The sequence below is a fragment of the Micromonospora sp. NBRC 107095 genome (genome assembly GCF_030269705.1).
Lineage (GTDB): Bacteria > Actinomycetota > Actinomycetes > Mycobacteriales > Micromonosporaceae > Micromonospora > Micromonospora parva.
Genome location: NZ_BSTU01000004.1, coordinates 172,835 through 190,425, shown reverse-complemented (window position 1 = coordinate 190,425; position 17,591 = coordinate 172,835). Strand labels below are relative to the sequence as shown.

Annotated in this window: 17 protein-coding genes; 13 read left to right on the top strand and 4 right to left on the bottom strand. The window is 69.4% G+C overall.

Translation table 11 applies throughout. From position 1 onward, the window contains the following. Nucleotides 1-31 precede the first annotated feature (31 nt). A complete protein-coding gene (locus tag QSK15_RS20820) occupies nt 32-1,915 on the bottom strand; it encodes an alpha/beta hydrolase-fold protein (RefSeq protein ID WP_285795831.1) in 1,884 nt (627 codons plus the stop codon). A 235-nt stretch (nt 1,916-2,150) separates the two neighbouring features. On the opposite strand from QSK15_RS20820, the gene QSK15_RS20815 reads away from it, so the two are divergent. Further along, nucleotides 2,151-2,543, top strand: a complete 393-nt coding sequence (locus QSK15_RS20815) for a nuclear transport factor 2 family protein (protein ID WP_285795830.1) — start codon at nt 2,151-2,153, stop codon at nt 2,541-2,543. 138 nt (nt 2,544-2,681) lie between these two features. Then, nucleotides 2,682-3,290, top strand: coding sequence for an NAD(P)H:quinone oxidoreductase (gene wrbA, locus QSK15_RS20810; RefSeq protein ID WP_377618450.1), 609 nt, complete (start codon nt 2,682-2,684; stop codon nt 3,288-3,290). Between the two features lie 94 nt (nt 3,291-3,384). On the opposite strand, the gene QSK15_RS20805 is transcribed toward wrbA, so the two are convergent. Continuing rightward, entirely contained in the window at nt 3,385-3,987 is a 603-nt protein-coding gene (locus QSK15_RS20805) for a class I SAM-dependent methyltransferase (protein WP_285795828.1), read from the bottom strand. Between the two features lie 53 nt (nt 3,988-4,040). Between QSK15_RS20805 and QSK15_RS20800 the strand changes: the two genes are divergently transcribed. The 3 genes from QSK15_RS20800 to QSK15_RS20790 all read left to right on the top strand — a co-directional run bounded on the left by QSK15_RS20800 (nt 4,041) and on the right by QSK15_RS20790 (nt 6,319). Next, nucleotides 4,041-4,823, top strand: coding sequence for a hypothetical protein (locus tag QSK15_RS20800; protein ID WP_285795827.1), 783 nt, complete (start codon nt 4,041-4,043; stop codon nt 4,821-4,823). 76 nt (nt 4,824-4,899) lie between these two features. After that, nucleotides 4,900-5,736: an alpha/beta fold hydrolase gene (locus tag QSK15_RS20795; protein WP_285795826.1), complete on the top strand. Its 837-nt coding sequence runs from the start codon at nt 4,900-4,902 to the stop codon at nt 5,734-5,736. After that, on the top strand, nt 5,729-6,319 hold the full coding sequence (locus QSK15_RS20790; protein ID WP_285795825.1) for a TetR/AcrR family transcriptional regulator: 591 nt from the start codon (nt 5,729-5,731) through the stop codon (nt 6,317-6,319). The genes QSK15_RS20795 and QSK15_RS20790 overlap by 8 nt, the downstream gene beginning before the upstream one ends. Before the next feature lie 15 nt (nt 6,320-6,334). Here QSK15_RS20790 and QSK15_RS20785 read toward each other — a convergent pair whose 3' ends face one another. Beyond that, nucleotides 6,335-7,228, bottom strand: a complete 894-nt coding sequence (locus QSK15_RS20785) for a CDP-diacylglycerol diphosphatase (RefSeq protein ID WP_285795824.1) — start codon at nt 7,226-7,228, stop codon at nt 6,335-6,337. 130 nt (nt 7,229-7,358) lie between these two features. Here QSK15_RS20785 and QSK15_RS20780 point away from each other — a divergent pair, with 130 nt between their 5' ends. After that, nucleotides 7,359-7,673: a chorismate mutase gene (locus tag QSK15_RS20780; RefSeq protein WP_285795823.1), complete on the top strand. Its 315-nt coding sequence runs from the start codon at nt 7,359-7,361 to the stop codon at nt 7,671-7,673. Nucleotides 7,674-7,692: 19 nt separating this feature from the next. On the opposite strand, the gene QSK15_RS20775 is transcribed toward QSK15_RS20780, so the two are convergent. After that, nucleotides 7,693-8,577 (bottom strand): IclR family transcriptional regulator, encoded by an 885-nt coding sequence (locus tag QSK15_RS20775; protein ID WP_285795822.1) that lies wholly within the window; start codon nt 8,575-8,577, stop codon nt 7,693-7,695. Between the two features lie 123 nt (nt 8,578-8,700). Here QSK15_RS20775 and QSK15_RS20770 point away from each other — a divergent pair, with 123 nt between their 5' ends. The 7 genes from QSK15_RS20770 to QSK15_RS20740 all read left to right on the top strand — a co-directional run bounded on the left by QSK15_RS20770 (nt 8,701) and on the right by QSK15_RS20740 (nt 17,574). Continuing rightward, the gene (locus QSK15_RS20770) at nt 8,701-9,894 is read left to right on the top strand and encodes an ABC transporter substrate-binding protein (RefSeq protein ID WP_285795821.1); all 1,194 of its coding nucleotides are present in this window, start codon (nt 8,701-8,703) and stop codon (nt 9,892-9,894) included. Nucleotides 9,895-9,969: 75 nt separating this feature from the next. Beyond that, nucleotides 9,970-10,923, top strand: a complete 954-nt coding sequence (locus QSK15_RS20765) for a carbohydrate ABC transporter permease (protein ID WP_285795820.1) — start codon at nt 9,970-9,972, stop codon at nt 10,921-10,923. Continuing rightward, nucleotides 10,920-11,750 (top strand): carbohydrate ABC transporter permease, encoded by an 831-nt coding sequence (locus tag QSK15_RS20760; RefSeq protein ID WP_285795819.1) that lies wholly within the window; start codon nt 10,920-10,922, stop codon nt 11,748-11,750. The genes QSK15_RS20765 and QSK15_RS20760 overlap by 4 nt, the downstream gene beginning before the upstream one ends. An 8-nt stretch (nt 11,751-11,758) precedes the next feature. Continuing rightward, nucleotides 11,759-12,940, top strand: coding sequence for a mandelate racemase/muconate lactonizing enzyme family protein (locus QSK15_RS20755; RefSeq protein WP_285795818.1), 1,182 nt, complete (start codon nt 11,759-11,761; stop codon nt 12,938-12,940). Then, nucleotides 12,937-14,145 carry a fumarylacetoacetate hydrolase family protein gene (locus QSK15_RS20750; RefSeq protein WP_285795817.1) on the top strand — a complete coding sequence of 403 codons (1,209 nt, stop codon included), beginning with the start codon at nt 12,937-12,939 and terminating at the stop codon, nt 14,143-14,145. The genes QSK15_RS20755 and QSK15_RS20750 overlap by 4 nt, the downstream gene beginning before the upstream one ends. Then, nucleotides 14,142-15,659, top strand: a complete 1,518-nt coding sequence (locus QSK15_RS20745) for an aldehyde dehydrogenase (NADP(+)) (RefSeq protein WP_285795816.1) — start codon at nt 14,142-14,144, stop codon at nt 15,657-15,659. The genes QSK15_RS20750 and QSK15_RS20745 overlap by 4 nt, the downstream gene beginning before the upstream one ends. Nucleotides 15,660-15,990: 331 nt before the next feature. Continuing rightward, nucleotides 15,991-17,574, top strand: a complete 1,584-nt coding sequence (locus QSK15_RS20740; protein WP_285795815.1) for an alpha/beta hydrolase-fold protein — start codon at nt 15,991-15,993, stop codon at nt 17,572-17,574. Nucleotides 17,575-17,591: the final 17 nt, after the last annotated feature.

Here is a 17,591-nt window from a genome sequence, read left to right as displayed (position 1 = left end):
GGAAGGCCGCCGGCCCACCCCGCCTGCTCGTCTAGCGAACCCGCAGCCGCTGGTGGACGGCTGCGGTGGGGGCGTGCACCGGGTCACCGGAGTAGGCGACGTGCACCGGGTACACCCCCGCGGACAGTCCGTCGGTCGGCAGGTCGACGACTCCCGCACCATCGCGCAGGGCCACCACGTGGGTAGCGCCACCGAAGGTGACGGCGACCTCGCCGGTCACCGCCGGAGCCTTCGGGCGCGGCGACTGTGCCCGTACGCCGACGTGCAGGGTGAACGTGCCACCGCGAACGACCGAGGCAGGCGCGGCCTTCGCCTTCACCACGACCCGTGCCGTACCCGGCGGCACCACTGTGACCTGGGCCGAAGCGGACTTGGTCGGATCGATCACCGACGTCGCCACCACGGTGAGCGACGACGCGGTCTCAGTGGCGGCGACCGAGAGCAGACCCGCCGCGGAGATGGTGGTGTCCGGGGAGGTCGCCCTCCGCACCGACCACGTCACCGCCGGGCTCACGCCCTCGTTGGTCGTCACCTGGGCGCGGAACTGCCTGGTCCAGTTCCAACCTGTCGTCAGGTTCGCCGACGCGGGCGTCACCGACACCGAGTCCACCCCGGACCACAGGTGGTCCCGGGCGAAGATCGTGAACAGTTGGCCCGCCGTCATCCCGTCGTGCGCGCCGGGCACCTGGGCCGTCGCGGCGGCGTACCCCCGGGCCCGGAAGTTGTCCGCGATGGCGTTCTGGGCATTGAGGTTGCCCTCGAAGACGCCGTTGCCGAGGAAGACGGAGAGGTCATCGTCTCCGACCGCGTTGGCGATGGTATCGTAGTCCCCGGTGGTGAGGGACGGGTTGCCGGAGAAGTGTCCGTAGAACGCGAAGGTGGTCGGGTAGTTCCTGATCACGACGCCGCCGGTCATCCCGCCGTACGAGAACCCCGCGTAGGCGCGCCCGGAGCGTTCGGTCGAGACGTTGTAGCTGCCCTCGATGAGGGGCAGGATCGTCTGGACCAGGTTGTTGGCCGCGTTGGTCTGGTTGTAGGACGCGAAGCCGAGGCTGGCGCCCGTGAAGTGGTTGCCCATGGTGACGACCACTGTGGGCTCGATCTCGCCCTTGGCGATCATGTTGTCCAGGATGTTCGGGACGTTCGCGGGGACCATGAAGTCGGTCTCGTCGCCGAAGATGCCGTGCGCGAGGTACGCGACCTTGTACGGCTGCGCGCGGTTGGCGTCGTAGCCGGCCGGCAGATACACGCCGAGGTAGTGGCCGCTGTCGCCCAGGATCGTGGTGTACGGGATGTAGGTGACGGTGCCCCGCTTCGCGCGGTCGGCCACCGGCAACTCGTAGGCCGCGCGTTCCTTGAGCACCGGGTCGTTCTGCTTCGCGGCGTACGGCACGGACACGGCGTCGAGAACGTCGTTGTTCCTGACCCGGAACGAGGACTCGCCTGGCGGTCGCGGGTTCGTCGAGGCGGGATCCCAGATGCGCTTGTTCTCCCAGCCCTGGCTCGGGTCCCAGACCCGGTACCAGTAGCTGAGGCCTCCGGCGTGCAGCGGGACCGAGACCGACCAGTTCCCCTTCGGGTCTCTGGTCATGTCGCGGAGGAACTCGGTGCCTCCGGAGTGGTAGCGCCCCGGTTGCCACTCTTCCGGCTGGTAGCGGGTGGTGCCGGTGTTGACGTCGAGCAGGGTCAGGTCACCGGCGAGGCGGACCTGGGTGGCGTGCGGATTGCGGTAGACGAACGTGACGGTGTAGCCGGTGGGTGAGGTGCGGTCCGCCTTGACGGTCGCGCCCGGGGCGGGGGTGGGCCTGCCGGCGGCGGCAGCTGGCGTGGGGACGACGGCCCCCGCTGCGAGTGCCGTGAACGCGAGAATCGAGATCGCAAGCCGGAGCCTGCGTCTTCCGGTCGTTTCCCTCATGCGCGAAGACTCCTCTGTGGTCGCACGTCGCGGTCTGGTCCGGGCACTGGCAGTCGAGGGCTTCGATGGACGCTAAATCGAATTAGCATCGGGAAGTCTGGCGGGATATGCCGTTCGGTGTCAAGGTTTGCGGCGTCGAGGCCGGCCTGCACCGCACTCACGGGACCCTGCCCGCACCACCCGCAGCCTGCGGGTTCGCCCGGCTGGCCGCCGCCGGGGTGGCAAGGTGAATTCCATGGACCGCACCAACGTCGACAACTGGCTCGCCGCCTACGAGCGACTCTGGCGTACGCCGGGCACGGATGGCCTGGTCGGGCTCTTCACCGAGGACGCGAGCTACCAGCAGGGCCCGTACTGGACGCCGGTCGTCGGACTGCCGGCCATCGCCCGGATGTGGGAGAAGCAGCGCAAGGGTCCCGACGAGGTGTTCCAGATGACCACGGAGATCGTCGCGGTCGAGGGTGACACCGCCGTGTCGCGCCAGGAGGTCCGCTACGGCGACCCGGTCGAGCAGGAGTACCGCGACCTGTGGGTCATCCGGTTCGCTGACGACGGCCGGTGCCGGTCGTTCGAGGAGTGGCCGTTCTGGCCGGGGCAGCAGCCGGCCACCTCTCCGGACGGATCGTGACGTGGGAATGCGCCCGTCGGGTGGTGTGCTCCGTCACGGCGGCGGGCATGGGCAGGACGTTGGGGTGCCGCGAGGTGACTGCTAGAGTCGAGATTGTTGCGGCCGCAAATTTATCGACAGCAAATACTTTTGGGAAGGATGCCTCCGATGACCAAGCTCTCCGTCATCTACTACTCGTCCACCGGGACCCTGCACGCCATGGCCAAGCGCCTCGCCGAGGCTGGTGAGAAGGCCGGTGCCGAGGTGCGACTGCGTCAGGTTCCGGAACTCGCCCCGGAAGAGGCCATCGCCTCCAACGCCGCCTGGAGCCAGCACTTCGACGCCACGAAGAACGAGCCGAAGGCGACCGCCGACGACGTCGTCTGGGCCGACGCGGTGCTGTTCGGCACCCCCACCCGGTACGGCAACGTCGCCAGCCAGCTCAAGCAGTTCATCGACACCCTCGGCCCGCAGTGGGCGCAGGGGCTGCTCGCCGACAAGGTGTACGCCGGTTTCACCGCGTCCATGACCGCGCACGGCGGCCAGGAGTCGACCCTGCTGGCGCTCTACAACACCGTCCACCACTTCGGCGGTCTGGTCGTCGCCCCGGGCTACACCGACCCGCTGAAGTTCGCCGACGGCAACCCGTACGGCGTCTCGCACGTCACCGGCGGCAACAACGACGCCCCGCTGGGCGACGCCCAGTTCGCCGCCCTGGACCACATGGCCTCGCGGGTCGTCAAGATCGCTGGGAAGCTCAACGCCTGAGGGTGCTGCCGCCCAACCGGACGCCCGGTTGCACGCGGGTGCGCAGCTGGGCGAGGGCCGGCCTCCCGGGAGGGGAGGCCGGCCCTCGGCGGCCTCACACCACCACCGCGGCCATGGCGGCATGCGGCCGGTGCTGGTCGTCGTCGGCTCGCGGTAGGCGTTCGACCTCCCGGAAGCCGGCGTGGGTGAGTCGCTCGGAGAGCGCGTCGAGCGGCCACCGATAGGCGGTCGCGACCTTGTGGTCGAAGGCGCCGACCTCGTCGGCGGAGAAGGTGCCCAGCACCAACCGCCCGGCCGGGGCCAGCACCCGACGAAACTCGGCGAGTGCGCCGTCGAGCTCCCGCGGCGGAAGATGGATCAACGAGTACCAGGCCAGGATGCCGTCGACGGACGCGTCGGCGACGTCGAGGTGGGCCAGCGACCCGAGCCGGAACTCGATGTCCGGGTGGGTGGCCCGCGCGTGCGCGATGAACTCGGGGACCAGGTCGATCCCCGCCGCGTCGACACCGAGTGCCCGAAGGTGACCGGTGAGGTGGCCGGGCCCGCAGCCCAGATCGAGCACCGGGCCCTGTCGACCCCCCAGGTGTCGCTCGATGAGAGCGAGGTCGTCGGGGTGTACGTGCTCCTTGGTGCCGAACAGCTCGATGTACAGCTCTGCGACGGACGTGTAAGCCTGCCGTACCGGGTCCGTTTCCATCGCGGCACTATACGGGTCACCACACCTTGCGGGCCGCGCCTACCGTGATGGCCATGACGCGTCGAGCCACGCTGGCCGGCATCTCTGTGGGCCTGCTTCTGTTGGGTTGCTCGGTCGGCACGCGGGCGGAGCGCGACCCGGAACCTCGAACCGCCTCGGAGCCGACCGCCAGCGTCGACCCCGCCGGCACCGCCGAGGCGGTCGGTCTGCTGCGGGCGGGCACGGCGTTCGTCAATCAGACGAGCTATCGCAGCGATGTCGACATCGCCAGCCAGATCACCTCGCTGTCGCACACCGACAACGTCAACAAGCGTTTGACCGCCACGACCACGGCTCCGGGCGGGACGATCGAGATCCGGATGATCGACGACGACGTCTACCTGAAGGCCGGTCAGCTCCTGCGGGGCGTGGGCGACCAGTGGATGGTCCTCGACCCGGCCCGGGTGCCGGCGGGTTTCGCCCTGAGTTTCGCACCGGGCAGGAACGACTCCGGCGGCTCAGGTCGTCTCATCGACGCGATCGTCACCGCACGTGCCGACGGCCGTCAGATCACCGGGACGGTCGACGCGACCCGGATCGGCGTCGGTAACGGGATCAGTTTCCGGCTCGATCCCGGTGGTGTCTTTCCGGACAGCGCACGGCGGCACCCGTTCCGGGCGATGCTGGACGCCGAGGGCCGGCTGGTCAGCTTCCTGATGCCAGAGGCCAGTGGTTTGCCGAACGCGTCGCTGCGCTACAGCGACTTCGGGTCGACGGTCACCGTCGTCCGGCCGGCCGGAGCGGTCGTCGCCCCCGATGCCCTCTATCCCCAGCTCGGCCTGGGTGGCGGCGGGTAGTCGCGTCGGTCGTTTGCCGTCTGCGGCTAATGAGGTTAGCCTTAAGCTAATCGCATTAGCCTGCCCTGGAGCCATCATGATCGAACATCTGGACATTTCCGGCAACACCATCGCCTACGACCTCACCGGGCACGGGCCACTGGTCGTCCTGGCGCACGGCATGGGCGACAGCCGGCACTCGTACCGGTTCGTCGCTCCGGTCCTGGCCGCGGCCGGATACCGGGTCGCCACCGTCGACATCCGCGGCTGCGGTGACTCCAGCCTCGGCTGGGACGGCTACAGCCGCACCGACATCGCTGGCGATCTCGTCGCCGTGGTACGCCACCTCGGCGGCCCGGCGGTGATCATCGGACAGTCGATCAGCGGTGGTGCCGCGACCATCGCGGCGGCCACCGCGCCCGACGTGATCTCCGGCGTCATCGAGCTGGCGCCGTTCACCCGCGCGCAGTCCGCCGACCTCGGCGGGTTGGTGCGGGTCAAGCGCTTCCGGGCCGGCTACCTGCACCTGGCGCAGGTGCTCCTGCGGGGCAGTGTGGCGAGCTGGCGCAACTACCTCAACCTGGCGATTCCGACCAAGCCCGCCGACTGGGACAGCGAGCTGGCGCGTATCGAGGCCAAGATGAGTGAGCCCGGCCGGATGAAGGTTCTCCAGGCCATGGCCAAGACCAGCGCCGCCGACGCCGGTCGGCAGCTACCCAACGTCACCTGCCCGGTCCTGGTGATCCAGGGGAGCGTCGACCCCGACTGGGCCGACCCGCGGGCCGAGGGCGAACGCATCATTGCCGACCTGCCGCAGGGGCTCGGCGAGCTGGCCGTCATCGAGGGAGCGGGACACTACCCGCACACCCAAACGCCCGACGAGGTCGTCGCCCTGGCCCTGCCCTTCCTCGCCCGGACGCTGACCAGTGCCTAAGGCCCGGCTCACCCCGGCGTCGGTCACCGAAGCCGCCGCCGCGCTTGTCGACGAGGTCGGCTTCGACAACCTCAGCATGGGCCTGCTCGCCGAACGGCTCGGGATCAAGACCCCCTCCCTCTACAAGCACGTCAGCAGCCAGGCCGACCTGGCACACCGGATCGCGATTCTGGCCATGACCGAGGCCGGCGACGTCATCCGCGACGCCATCCAGGGTCGGTCCGGCAGCGACGCGCTCGCCGCGGGGGCGCAGGCGATGCGCACGTACGTGCGGGAACACCCCGGCCGGTACGCGGCGGCCAACGCGGTCCGCCCGACCGGCCCCGACGACCCGTTCATCCCGGCCAGCGAGCGGGTGCTCGCCTCCTGGGCGGCCATGCTCAGCGGGTACGGACTGGACCCGGGCCAGGAGATCCACGCCATGCGGACGCTGCGCAGTGTCCTGCACGGGTTCGCGACCCTGGAGGCGGCCGGCGGGTTCCAGATCGACACGTCCGTCGACGAGAGCTTCAGCTGGCTGATCAACTTCATCGATCAGGGCCTTCGTGCCGGCGCCAGCACCGGCAGCGCCGCCGCCCGCTGACCCCGGGTCGACCCCTCAGGCGTACGCGAGCAGGAAGTCGACGGTGCCCGTGCCACCGGGTTGCCCGGCCGGAACCGGCAGGCCGGGCTCACTGTTCAGGACGTAGAACCCGCCGCTACCGGTCAGTCGGGGTGTCACGGCCAGCATCTGCGCCGCCATGGTCGACCCGGTCGGCCGTACCACGCTGTCCAGGAGGAGCCGGAAGAGGTTCCCGTTCAGGTTCGCGACGTGCAGCACCCGGTACGAGCGGGGGGCGGGCAGGCCGGTGCTGGTCAGGCCCCAGATCGGCACGATCTGGTTGCGCCACCGCGACGGATCGTTGCTGATCGCACTGTCGTGGTTGTTCAGTTGCGTCTGGATTCCCGAGTGGATGCCGGCCAGGTGGATGTGCAGCTGGTCCTGCATCCGGATCGTCGGGTCGGCGGAGTTGACGCCCAGCCCGACGTGCGGGTAGACGACGTGCCCGGGCTGCCCCGGCTGTGCGTTGTTCCACGCCTCCAGCCAGTAGTTCGGGGCACTGGCGGTGGTGATGAACGGGCATTCGATGCCGCTGATCCGGCAACTGGGGACGAGCAGAAAGTCGTGGTTCGACCCCGACCCTCCATTGAGGATGACGTAGGTGGGGGTCGTGCGCAGGCACTGGGGAAACGGTGGGCCGGTCTTCGTGCCCTCGCACACCTGGACCCGGTCCCACAGGTCGTACCTGCCCCCGGTGTCGGTCGGGTAACCACACAGGGCCGAGGGTGTGGGGCAGGCGGTGGCGCCGGGGCCTGCGGGTGGTGACGGGGACGGCTCGGGGGCCGGGCCCCCATCGGCCAACACCCGATCCGCGCCGACCAGACCCAGCAGCCCCGTGGCGCCGGCGGTCCCGGAGAGTCTGACGAACTGACGTCGTGGCATTGCGCCCATCGCCATCCTCCGTGGTTGCCGTGCCGGGGCGAACGTGAACGTGTCGAGATTAGGGCGAAAGCGGGCAACTGGCGCGTCGGCCGGCGAAAGGGTCGCCTGATCGTGTGGTCGTCGTGCGAGGATTTCCTGCGTGGCAGAGACCGCGGTGACGCTGACCGAGATCCGCGCTCGGATCGACGAACTCGACGGTGACCTGGTCGGCCTGCTCGCCCGACGTGAGGCGCTGGTCCGGCAGGCTGCCCCGCTCAAGAGCGACGGTCGGGCGGTCCGCGCACCGGAGCGCGTCGCGCAGGTGGTGACCCGGGTCCGCGCGCTGGCGGGCGAGGCCGGCGCCGACCCGGATCTGATCGAACGGATCTACCGGGGCATGATCCAGGCCTTCATCGACATGGAGACCGACGAACACCAACGGATCACCGGCGGGTCGGCGCCGACGACGCGGTGAGCGTCCGAGCCGGGCGCGCTCAGGTCGCGCCGTGGCCGTCACCGTCCGGGCTCGCTGCCGCTGCCGGCGCGTAGCCGAGCTCGTACGAAATCTTGTTGGCGGTCTCCAGCAGCAGCGGAAGGTTGCCCTTCAGCTGGTCGAGGCTCGCGATGACCTCGATCGCCGTGATCGAGGCGGCGGCGATGACCTGCCCCCGTGAATCCCGGATCGGCGCGGCCACGCACATCACGTAGGCGTCGTGCTCGCCGTTGTCCATGGCCCAGCCGCACTGCTGGATGCGGGCGAGTTCGGCTTCCAGGGCGTCGTGGTCGGTGAAGGTGGTGTCGGTGAATTTCTCGAAGACGACGTGGGAGAGCAGGCGGTCGCGTTCCTGCCGGGGCAGGTACGCCAGGATCGTCTTGCCGACGGCGCTGGCGTAGATCGACACCGCGCGTCCCACCCGTGACGGCAGCTTGACGGCGTCGAACGCCGGGCTGTCCACCTTGTCGATATAGATGATCTCGTCGCCGGTCAGCTGCGCCAGGTGTACGGTGTGGCCGGTCTCGCGTTGCAGCGCACGAAGGTGCGCGGCCGCGGGCTGGCGGAGGTCCATCGAGCCGAGCGCGAGCTCGGACAACTCGATCAGGCCGCTGCCGAGCACGTAGGTGCCCGCGCCGGTCCGACGGACGAAGCGCGCGGACTCCAGTGTTTGCAGGATGCGCAGGGCTGTGGACTTGTGGACGCCGAGCACGTCCGCAGCCTCGGTAAGGGACAGCGGGTGCTCCGCGGATCGACGGATGAGGTCGATCGCGCGACGAATCGATTGCGCCAAGGCTGTTTCTCCCCTCGCGCGACGGATAGCGCCGTCGCTGTCATTGCATATTATGCAATATAGATGACGCGATGCGCAATCGCCACTTGACACCGTTGCACATGGCGCTACGATCGTTGCAATTTCACCCCCTGGACGCCAACTTGTAACAGTGGAGTAACGATGGGTAATCAGCGCTCTCGCTTCGGCATCGTCAGGGCGACATGTGCCCTGGGCTTGGTTGCCGCTCTCTTGACCGGTTGCGGCTCGGACGGCGACTCCGGTGACGGCGTCACCAAACTGACCTTCGCCGCCTCGACCTTCGGAGACCCCGGCCGCGGGCCCCTGTTGACGAAATGGCTCGACGAGTTCAACCAGAGCCAGACCAAGGTCCAGGTCTCCGCCGCCGCGGTGCCGTACCCGACCTTCGGCCAGACCGTGCTCACCCAGATGGGCAGCGGCAAGGGCCCCGACCTGGTCCGCTTCGACATGCCCGAGTTCGAGGCGGCCTCGGACGCCGGCCTCGTCGCGCCACTGGACAAGGTGATCGACGCCAGCAAGTACGACCTGCTCAAGCAACCGGACCAGTTCATGGTCCACGACGGTGTCCGGCACGGCGTCATCTTCGAAGCGTCGAACTACGCGATGTTCTACAACGCGGACCTCATCCCGACGCCGCCGACCACCTTCGAGCAGTTCACCTCGACGGCGAAGTCGCTGACCAAGGGCGACGTCTTCGGCCTGGCGTTCCGCCAGACCGAGGCCGAGGAGGCCGGTGTCTGGCAGGACATCTTCAACTACGTCTACGGCTTCGGCGGTGCCTGGTCCGACGGGAAGAACCTGACCATCAACTCGCCCGAGAACCTCAAGGGCCTGCAGGCGTTCAAGGACCTCTACGACGCGAACGTGATCCCGCGTGGAGCCGACGCGGCGACGTTCCGGCGGATGTTCGCCGAGGGCAAGGTCGGGATGGAGCTCAACAACGGCGGCTACGTGACCGCCACCCGCGGCCAGAACGCCAAGCTGAACTTCAGCGTCGCCCCCATCCCGTTCCCGGTCCGCAAGCAGGGCGCGATCCTCGCCCCGATCGTGATCAACGAGGCGAGCGAGCACCAGGAGGAGGCGGGCACCTTCATCAAGTGGGCGCTGGAGCCGCAGAACCAGGTCAAGCTGCAGGAGATCCTCGGCGCGAGCAGCGTCGCCACCACCACGCAGCGCAGTGCGGAGACGCTCAAGGAGACCCCGTTCCTCACCGTCTTCGACGGGCTCACCGAGACCAGCCTGCCGCAGATCGTGTTGGGGTTCGAGGCCAAGACACCGGACATTCGCAAGGTGGTCGTGCAGAACGTCGTCGCTGCCCTGCAGGGCAAGACCGACCTGAAGTCGGCACTGGACCGCGCCCAGCAGCAGGCGAACGAACTGGTCCGCTGACCGCTCGACACGGCGACGCTGCCGGCGCGACGATCCGTGCGCCGGCAGCGTCCTTCCCCAGAAGGACCGAACCCGATGACTGTGGTCGAGCAGACCGGAGCACCGAAGACAACATCCCCAGGCAAGGCCCGGCGTCGGTCCAGCCCTCTGGGTAGCAAGTGGACGCCTTATCTGTTCCTGGCCCCCGCCGCGCTGTTCATCCTCGTCTTCCAGGCGGTACCCCTGCTCCAGGAGGTGTACCTCAGCTTCACCAGGACGAGGTTGCTCAATCCCACCCGCAGCGAGTGGGTCGGGCTCGACAACTACAACCGGATCTTCGGCGACCCCGAGTTCCACCGCACCCTGCTGATCACCGTCGTCTACGTGATCACCTGCGTCGTCGTCGCGATCGGCGCCGGGCTGGTCGTCGCGCTGCTGCTCAACAAGAAGTTCCGGGGCCGTGGCCTGGCGCGGGCGCTGGTGACGGTGCCCTGGGCCGCCCCCGGTATCGCCGTCGCGCTCATCGCCACCTGGATGCTCAACGCGCAGTACGGCATCGTGAACCGCTTCCTCGACGCGGTGGGGCTCGGGGTGCCCGGCGGCGCCATCCTGGACAGCCCGCGCTACGCCCTCCCGGCGGTGCTCGCCACGACCATCTGGCAGCTGTTCCCGTTCACCTCCGTGGTGCTGCTCTCCGCGCTGCAGTCCGTTCCGCAGGACCTCAACGAGGCCGCGACCGTCGACGGCGCGGGACGGTGGGCCACCTTCCGCGCCGTCACCTGGCAGGTCATCAAGCCGACAGTCGGTCTGCTGGCCCTGCTGATGACGATCTGGTCGCTGCGGCGGTTCGAGCTGATCTGGCTGATGACCAAGGGCGGGCCGGTCGGCGCCACCGAGACGCTCGTCATCGACCTCTACTCGCAGGCGTTCGACTCCAAGGAACTCGGATCGGCGGCGGCCATCGGCATGGTCGGCGTCGTCATCTCGCTCATCGTCATCATCGGCAGCCGCCTGGTCGCCCGTGCCGTGGAGAAGGGGGACGTCCGATGAGGCGCTTCCGTTTCGGTGTCACCGCACGGATCGTCGCCGTGCTCGTCGTGCTGGGTGTCGCGGTGTTCCCGCTGTACTGGATGTTCGTCACGGCGCTGTCCAGCAACAGTGACCTCTTCGCCGACACGCCCCGGCTCACGCCGGACCTGGGCCAGTTCGGGGTCTTCGTGGACGCGCTGGCCGAGGGCAAAGCCGCCGGTTGGCTGCTCAACAGCCTGATCATCGCCGTCGGCACCATGGTCGTCTCCGTCGGCCTGGGCATCCCGCTGGGCTACGCGCTGTCGCGGTTCTCGTTCTGGGGCAAGGCCGTGCTGACCGTCGTGCTGCTGTTCACGCAGATGCTTCCCGAGGCGCTCATGGTCGTTCCGCTGTTCGCGCTGTTCCGCCGCTTCGAACTGCTCGACTCGCTGACCGGCCTCGTCCTCGTGAATTCCGCCTTCGTGCTGCCGATCGTCGCCTTGATCCTCAAGGGCGCCATCGACGGCATCCCGAAGGAGTTGGAGGAAGCCGCCCGCGCCGACGGCGCCCGGCCGTTCACCACCCTCACCCGCATCAACGTGCCGCTCATCGCGCCGTCGATCGCGGCCACCGCGGTCATCGCCTTCTTCCACGCCTGGAACGAGTACGTGTTCGCGGTGACCTTCATCTTCAACCCCGACCTGCAACCTGCCTCCGTCGGCATCGCGAACTTCATCGGCGAGCTGGGAACACCGATCCAGACGGTGATGGCCGTCGCCTTCCTGTTCACACTGCCCGCCGTCGCCTTCTACCTGTTGGTCCAGAAGTACGTGGTGTCCGGCATGACCGCCGGTGCGGTGAAGGGTTGAGCCGAACGATGAAGATCATCTCTGTCGACACGCTCGTGGTCGACTTCTACCGCACGAACCTCGTCATCGTGCGCGTGCACACCGACGAGGGGATCACCGGGCTCGGTGAGGCCACCCTGGAGGGCAAGGAACGCGCCGTCCAGGGTGCGATCGCCGAGCTGGCCGAGGCGGTGGTGGGCCTGGATCCCACCAGCATCTCGAAGATCCTCTACGAGACCGCGCGGGACTGGTACTGGCGCGGCGGTCCGGTCATCATGACCGCGTTGAGCTCGCTGGAGATGGCCCTGTGGGACATCTCGGCGCGTGAGCTGGGCGTCCCGGTCTCCCGGCTGCTCGGCGGTGCGACCCGGGACCGGGTCCGCGCGTACGCGAACGGTTGGTTCTCCGGCGCCGTCACACCGGAGGACTACGCGGCCGCCGCGCGCCGGACGGTGGAGTCCGGCTTCCGGGGCCTCAAGTGGGACCCGTTCGAGAACTACGACCTCACCATCACCACCGCACAGTTGGACCGGGTGCTGGCCCAGATCGACGCCGTCCGTCAGGCGGTGGGCCGCGATGTCGAACTGTTCGTCGAGGGGCACGGCCGCTTCGACGTCCGCCACGCCATCAAGGTCGCCAACGAGATCGCCCAGTTCGACCCGGTGTGGTTCGAGGAGCCGTGCCCACCGGACAATCTCGACGCGCTCGTCGACATCCGGCGCGCGTCGCCGGTGCCGATCGCGGCGGGGGAGCGGTGGTACGGCCGGCAGGGCTTCGCCCCGGCGCTGGCCCGCCAGGCCGTCGACTTCGTCCAGCCCGACGTGACGCACGCCGGTGGGATCGCCGAGCTGGCCTTCATCTCCACGCTCGCCGCGACCAGCTACGTGGGGTTCGCGCCGCACAACCCGAGCGGCCCCCTCAGCACCGCCGCGACGCTGCAACTCGGGGCGACGCTGCCCAACTTCCGGTACCTGGAGATCATGGCGACCGACGTGCCGTGGCGTCCGGAGATCACCAACGAGCGGCTGGTGCTGACCGAGGACGGCGACATCCTCATCCCGACCGGGGTCGGCCTGGGCATCGATGTGGATCTCGCCGCGATCGAGCAGCACCCGTTCACACCACATCCGTTGCGGATGTTCCAGGACGCCGTCTACGACATCCGTCCCCGCGACGAGCGGTCCTTCTTCAACCTGGAGAGCGACTCATGACGGTGCCACGGCCGCGAGGGCAGGCCGCGGGTGCGGACTGGGTCGGCACCGCCGCCGAGGCGTTGCCGGACGATCCCGACAGCGTCCTCATCGGCCGGATCTGGGATCCGACCGGCGACGGCCCCTCGCCGGTGACCGTCCGCGACGGCGAGGTCATCGACCTCAGCCACCGGTTCCCGACCGTGCGCGACATCTGCGAGCTCCCCGACCCGGCCGCGACGGTCGCCGCGATCGACGGGCCGAGGGTGGGTGACTTTGGGGAGATACTGGCCAACACGGCGGCCGCGACCCGGGACCACGACCGCCCCTGGTTGCTCGCCCCGGTCGACCTTCAGGCGCTCAAGGCCGCCGGCGTGACCTTCCCCATCTCCATGATCGAACGGGTGATCGAGGAACGGGCGCGGGGAGACCTTGCACTGGCGGCGGACATCCGTCAGCGCATGCTCGACGACGTCGGCGTCGACCTGCACAACCTGGCGGCGGGCTCACCGGAGGCGGACCGGCTCAAGAGCCTGCTGGTGGCCGAGGGCATGTGGAGCCAGTACCTGGAGGTGGGGATCGGCCCGGACGCCGAGATCTTCACCAAGGGACAGATCCTCTCCGCCGTCGGCACCGCCGTTCCGGTCGGCGTGCTCGCCGCGTCGACCTGGAACAATCCGGAGCCCGAGGTCACGCTCATCGTCCAGTCCAGCGGCCGGGTCGTCGGCGCCACCCTCGGCAACGACGTGAACCTGCGCGACATCGAGGGCCGCTCGGCGCTCCTGCTCCCGTTGGCGAAGGACAACAACGCCTCCTGCGCCCTCGGCCCGCTGATCCGGCTCTTCGACGATCGGTTCGGTATGGATCGGGTCCGCGACCTCGAGGTGCGCCTGGAGGTGCGCGGTGTGGACGGCTTCCACCTGGAGGCGGTCTCGGAGATGACCCGGATGTCGCGTGATCCGCAGGACCTGGTCCGGCAACTGATCGGGCCGCACCACCACTATCCCGACGGCGCCGCCCTGATGCTCGGCACCATGTTCGCGCCCATCCAGGACCGGGACCGCCCCGGCGAGGGCTTCACCCACAAGGTCGACGACGTGGTCCGGATCAGCTGCCCGGCGCTCGGCACCCTGGTCAACCGGGTGCGGCACGCGGAGGAGTGCGAGCCCTGGCACTTCGGAGTCCGCGATCTGATGGGCAATCTGGTGAGGAGAGGACTGCTGTGAACGTGGTCAGCACTGTCGATCCGCGCGACGGTCAGCGTCGCGCGACGGATCTCACCGAGACCGACGGGTCCCGGCTGGAGGTGATCGCCGCTCAGGCGTCCGGGGCGGCGCAGTGGTTGGCCGCCCGCGGGCGGCTCGGCCGTGCGGAGTTGCTGGACGCGATCGCCGCGTCGCTGGAGTCCCGGCGGGCAGACCTGGTCGCCGCCGCCGAGGCGGAAACCGGGTTGAGCCACGCGCGACTCGACGGGGAACTCACCCGGGCGGCGGTCCAGTTCCGGATGTTCGGCGAGGTGCTGCGCGACGGAGCGTACGTCGAGGCGGCCATCGACCACGCCGCCGACACACCGCTCGGGCGCGGCCCGGACCTGCGGCGGATGCTCGTGCCGCTCGGGCCGGTCGCCGTCTTCGGGGCCAGCAACTTCCCGTTCGCCTTCTCGGTCGCCGGCGGTGACACGGCCGCCGCACTCGCCGCCGGGTGCCCGACGATTCTGAAGGCCCACCCGTCGCACCCGCTGACCTCGCAGGCCTCTGCCGCCGCGATCGAGTCGGCCGTCCGTGACCTCGGCGGGCCCGAGGGCGTCATCTCGATCGTGTACGGCGAGCAGGCGGGCCGCTCGCTGGTGCGCCACCCGGCGATCCGGGCGGCCGCCCTGACCGGCTCGGTCGGCGCCGCCCGCGCCATCCAGGCGGCCATCGACGAACGGCCCGACCCCATTCCGCTGTACGCCGAACTGAGCAGCGTGAACCCGATCGTGGTGCTGCCCGACGCGGCCGGCGCCCGGGCAGACCAGATCGCCGAGGGGCTGTTCGGGTCCTTCACGAACTCGGGCGGTCAGCTGTGCACCAAGCCCGGTCTGGCGTTCGTCCCGTCGGATCCGGGTGGTGACCGTCTGGTCGACGCGCTGCGGTCGAGGGTCGACTCGTCGGGCGGCGCGGTCCTGCTCAACGAGCGCATCCGGGACGCGTACGAGAGCCGGGCCACGGAGTTCGAGCGGGCCGGCGCGCGGGTGGCGGCGCGGCCGCAGGTCGACCGCGGCGCGGGCTTCACCGTGGCGCCGACCCTCCTGGAGGTCGGCCTCGCCGGCCTGACCGCCGAGATCGCCGACGAGTGCTTCGGCCCGCTCCTGGTCGTGGTCCGCTACGAGGACGACGCCGACCTCGACGCCGCGCTGAGCGCCGTCCCGCCGTCGCTGACCGGCTCGCTGCACAGTGGACCGGGCGACGACCCCGACGTGGTACGCCGCCTGGTCGACGTGTTCGCCGCCCGCACCGGTCGCGTCGTCTTCGACGGCTACCCCACCGGTGTCCGGGTGTCGTGGGCCCAGCACCACGGGGGGCCCTGGCCGTCGACGAACGCCGTGCACACGTCGGTCGGCGCCACGTCGATCCGACGGTTCCTGCGCCCGCTGGCGTGGCAGGACGCCCCGGCCTGGGTCCTGCCCGAGGAGTTGCGGGACGAGTACACCGCCATTTCCCGGCGAATCGATGGGAGGTTGGTGCCAGCGGTCGGGTAACCGCCTCCGCCGGTCGTTGCGGGTGCGTTTCCGCGCCACCTGCGGCTGGCGCGCGAATTCCTTGCCGAAAATTGACCAGACAGGGAATTCGCGCGCCGGTCGTTCTGGCGCCGTAGAAGCGTGCCCAAATTGTTTGTGGCGCAATTTCCTTGGTCCGGATTCATGAACCCTTCTTGACCATCAATGCAATTCATGGTTGTGTTTTCGACAGGGAACGATGTTAGCGCTCGCATCGCTGCATCGCTCGTTACTGGTATCCCTTCGCCTCACCATCGAATGGTCGGTCGGCCGCTCGGTGCGGTCTGACCACACGCCGAAGAGGGAGCAGGACATGCCCGTTGCACATCCCCGTCCCCTGATGCCGGCGCCGACGCGCCGGCTGATGCTCGCGCTGCTCGCCGCCATCACCGTCACGGCCGGCACCCTCACCGCCCCGGCGGCCTCGGCCGCGCCGCCGTCGCCACCCGCGCCGCTGGGCCCGACCGTCACCCGCACCGACAAGGCCCCCACCGGATACACCGTCACCTTCCGGTACCAGGCGCCCGCAGATGTCCAGCAGGTCCACATCTACGGCGACTGGTTCTACTCCCGACCGGAGAACATCGCGTGCCAGGACTGCGGCGACGCGCGCCCGCCCGCCGAGTGGCAGCCGGGCGACGTCGCGGCCACCCCGTGGCACACCCAGGCCATGCGGAAGGGTCCCGACGGGGTGTGGACCTTCACCACGCCGCTGCCGGCGGGCACCTTCCGCTACGCGTTCACCCACGACTGCGCCAACGAGCTCGCCACCGGCTGTGCCTTGCACGACGACCCCGCCAACCGCTGGCAGATCCAGCCGCAGTACCCGGGAGCGCCCGGCGCGGTACGCAGCACGATCTACGTCCCGGCCAGCCGGAAGTTCCCCACGTGCGACACCGGTTACCAGGCGCCGGTGGCCAAGGTCGGCCGGCTGGAGTCCCGCCGATACCCCTCGCCACTGTCGACCAACCCGGCGGGAGTGCACGACATCGTCGTCTACCTGCCGCACGGCTACGACCCGAACCGGGCCACGCCGTACCCGACGCTCTACCTGAGCCACGGCAGCGGTGACCACTCGACCGCCTGGACGATGCAGGGAGTGGCCCACCTGATCCTGGAGAACGCGGTCAAGGACCGGGCGGCGCAGCCGATGGTGATCGTCTCCACCGACTTCAACGGCCTCCCCGGTGGCAACGAGGGCTACGTCAACGAACTGCGCAACAACATCTTCCCGTTCGTCGAGCAGAACTACCACGTCTCGACCAGGGCGCAGGACCGTGGCTTCGCCGGCTTCTCCGCCGGTGGCAGCCGGGCGTACACCATCATGTACAACCACACCGACCTGTTCGGCTACCACGCGGCGTGGAGTGCGGGCGGTCCGGCAGCCACTCCGGCGCAGGTCGACAGCATGAAGGCGGTGACCGGTGGCATCATGATCGGCACGGGGCTCCAGGACCGGCTGGGCAACATCGCCGAGAACTCCCAGCGCAACGCCGCCGCGCTGCGGGCGGCCGGCGTCGAGCTGGACGAGTACAACGTGCCGGGCGTGCACACCTGGCACGTCTGGCGTCCACTGCTGGACCACTACCTGCGTACCCTGGCCTTCCGGGCCACCACCACCGATCTCGACGTCACCACGTCGCCGGCGGGCGGGTCGCGGCAGACGAGGATCACCGCCACCGCGACCGTCGACGCGGTCAGCACCAGCGTGTCGGCACCGGCCGGCCGGGTTGACTTCTTCGCCGGTGACACGCGCCTCGGGTCGGCCCCGGTGCGCCACGGCGTCGCCCGGTTGACGACGACCGTCCACGGTGAGTTGAACGCGCCGGTGGTCGCCCGCTACCAGGGCGACAAGCTCTTCAACGATTCGCACAGCGAGCCGGTCGACGCCCGGTAGTCCCCGGCTCGACCCCG

What these genes read in the sequence shown, in the direction of transcription:
- QSK15_RS20820 (WP_285795831.1), bottom strand. Translation starts at nt 1,915, where the DNA reads ATGAGGGAAACGACCGGAAGACGCAGGCTCCGGCTTGCGATCTCGATT.
- QSK15_RS20815 (WP_285795830.1), top strand. Translation starts at nt 2,151, where the DNA reads ATGGACCGCACCAACGTCGACAACTGGCTCGCCGCCTACGAGCGACTC.
- wrbA (WP_377618450.1), top strand. Translation starts at nt 2,682, where the DNA reads ATGCCTCCGATGACCAAGCTCTCCGTCATCTACTACTCGTCCACCGGG.
- QSK15_RS20805 (WP_285795828.1), bottom strand. Translation starts at nt 3,987, where the DNA reads ATGGAAACGGACCCGGTACGGCAGGCTTACACGTCCGTCGCAGAGCTG.
- QSK15_RS20800 (WP_285795827.1), top strand. Translation starts at nt 4,041, where the DNA reads ATGACGCGTCGAGCCACGCTGGCCGGCATCTCTGTGGGCCTGCTTCTG.
- QSK15_RS20795 (WP_285795826.1), top strand. Translation starts at nt 4,900, where the DNA reads ATGATCGAACATCTGGACATTTCCGGCAACACCATCGCCTACGACCTC.
- QSK15_RS20785 (WP_285795824.1), bottom strand. Translation starts at nt 7,228, where the DNA reads ATGGGCGCAATGCCACGACGTCAGTTCGTCAGACTCTCCGGGACCGCC.
- QSK15_RS20765 (WP_285795820.1), top strand. Translation starts at nt 9,970, where the DNA reads ATGACTGTGGTCGAGCAGACCGGAGCACCGAAGACAACATCCCCAGGC.
- QSK15_RS20760 (WP_285795819.1), top strand. Translation starts at nt 10,920, where the DNA reads ATGAGGCGCTTCCGTTTCGGTGTCACCGCACGGATCGTCGCCGTGCTC.
- QSK15_RS20755 (WP_285795818.1), top strand. Translation starts at nt 11,759, where the DNA reads ATGAAGATCATCTCTGTCGACACGCTCGTGGTCGACTTCTACCGCACG.
- QSK15_RS20750 (WP_285795817.1), top strand. Translation starts at nt 12,937, where the DNA reads ATGACGGTGCCACGGCCGCGAGGGCAGGCCGCGGGTGCGGACTGGGTC.
- QSK15_RS20740 (WP_285795815.1), top strand. Translation starts at nt 15,991, where the DNA reads ATGCCCGTTGCACATCCCCGTCCCCTGATGCCGGCGCCGACGCGCCGG.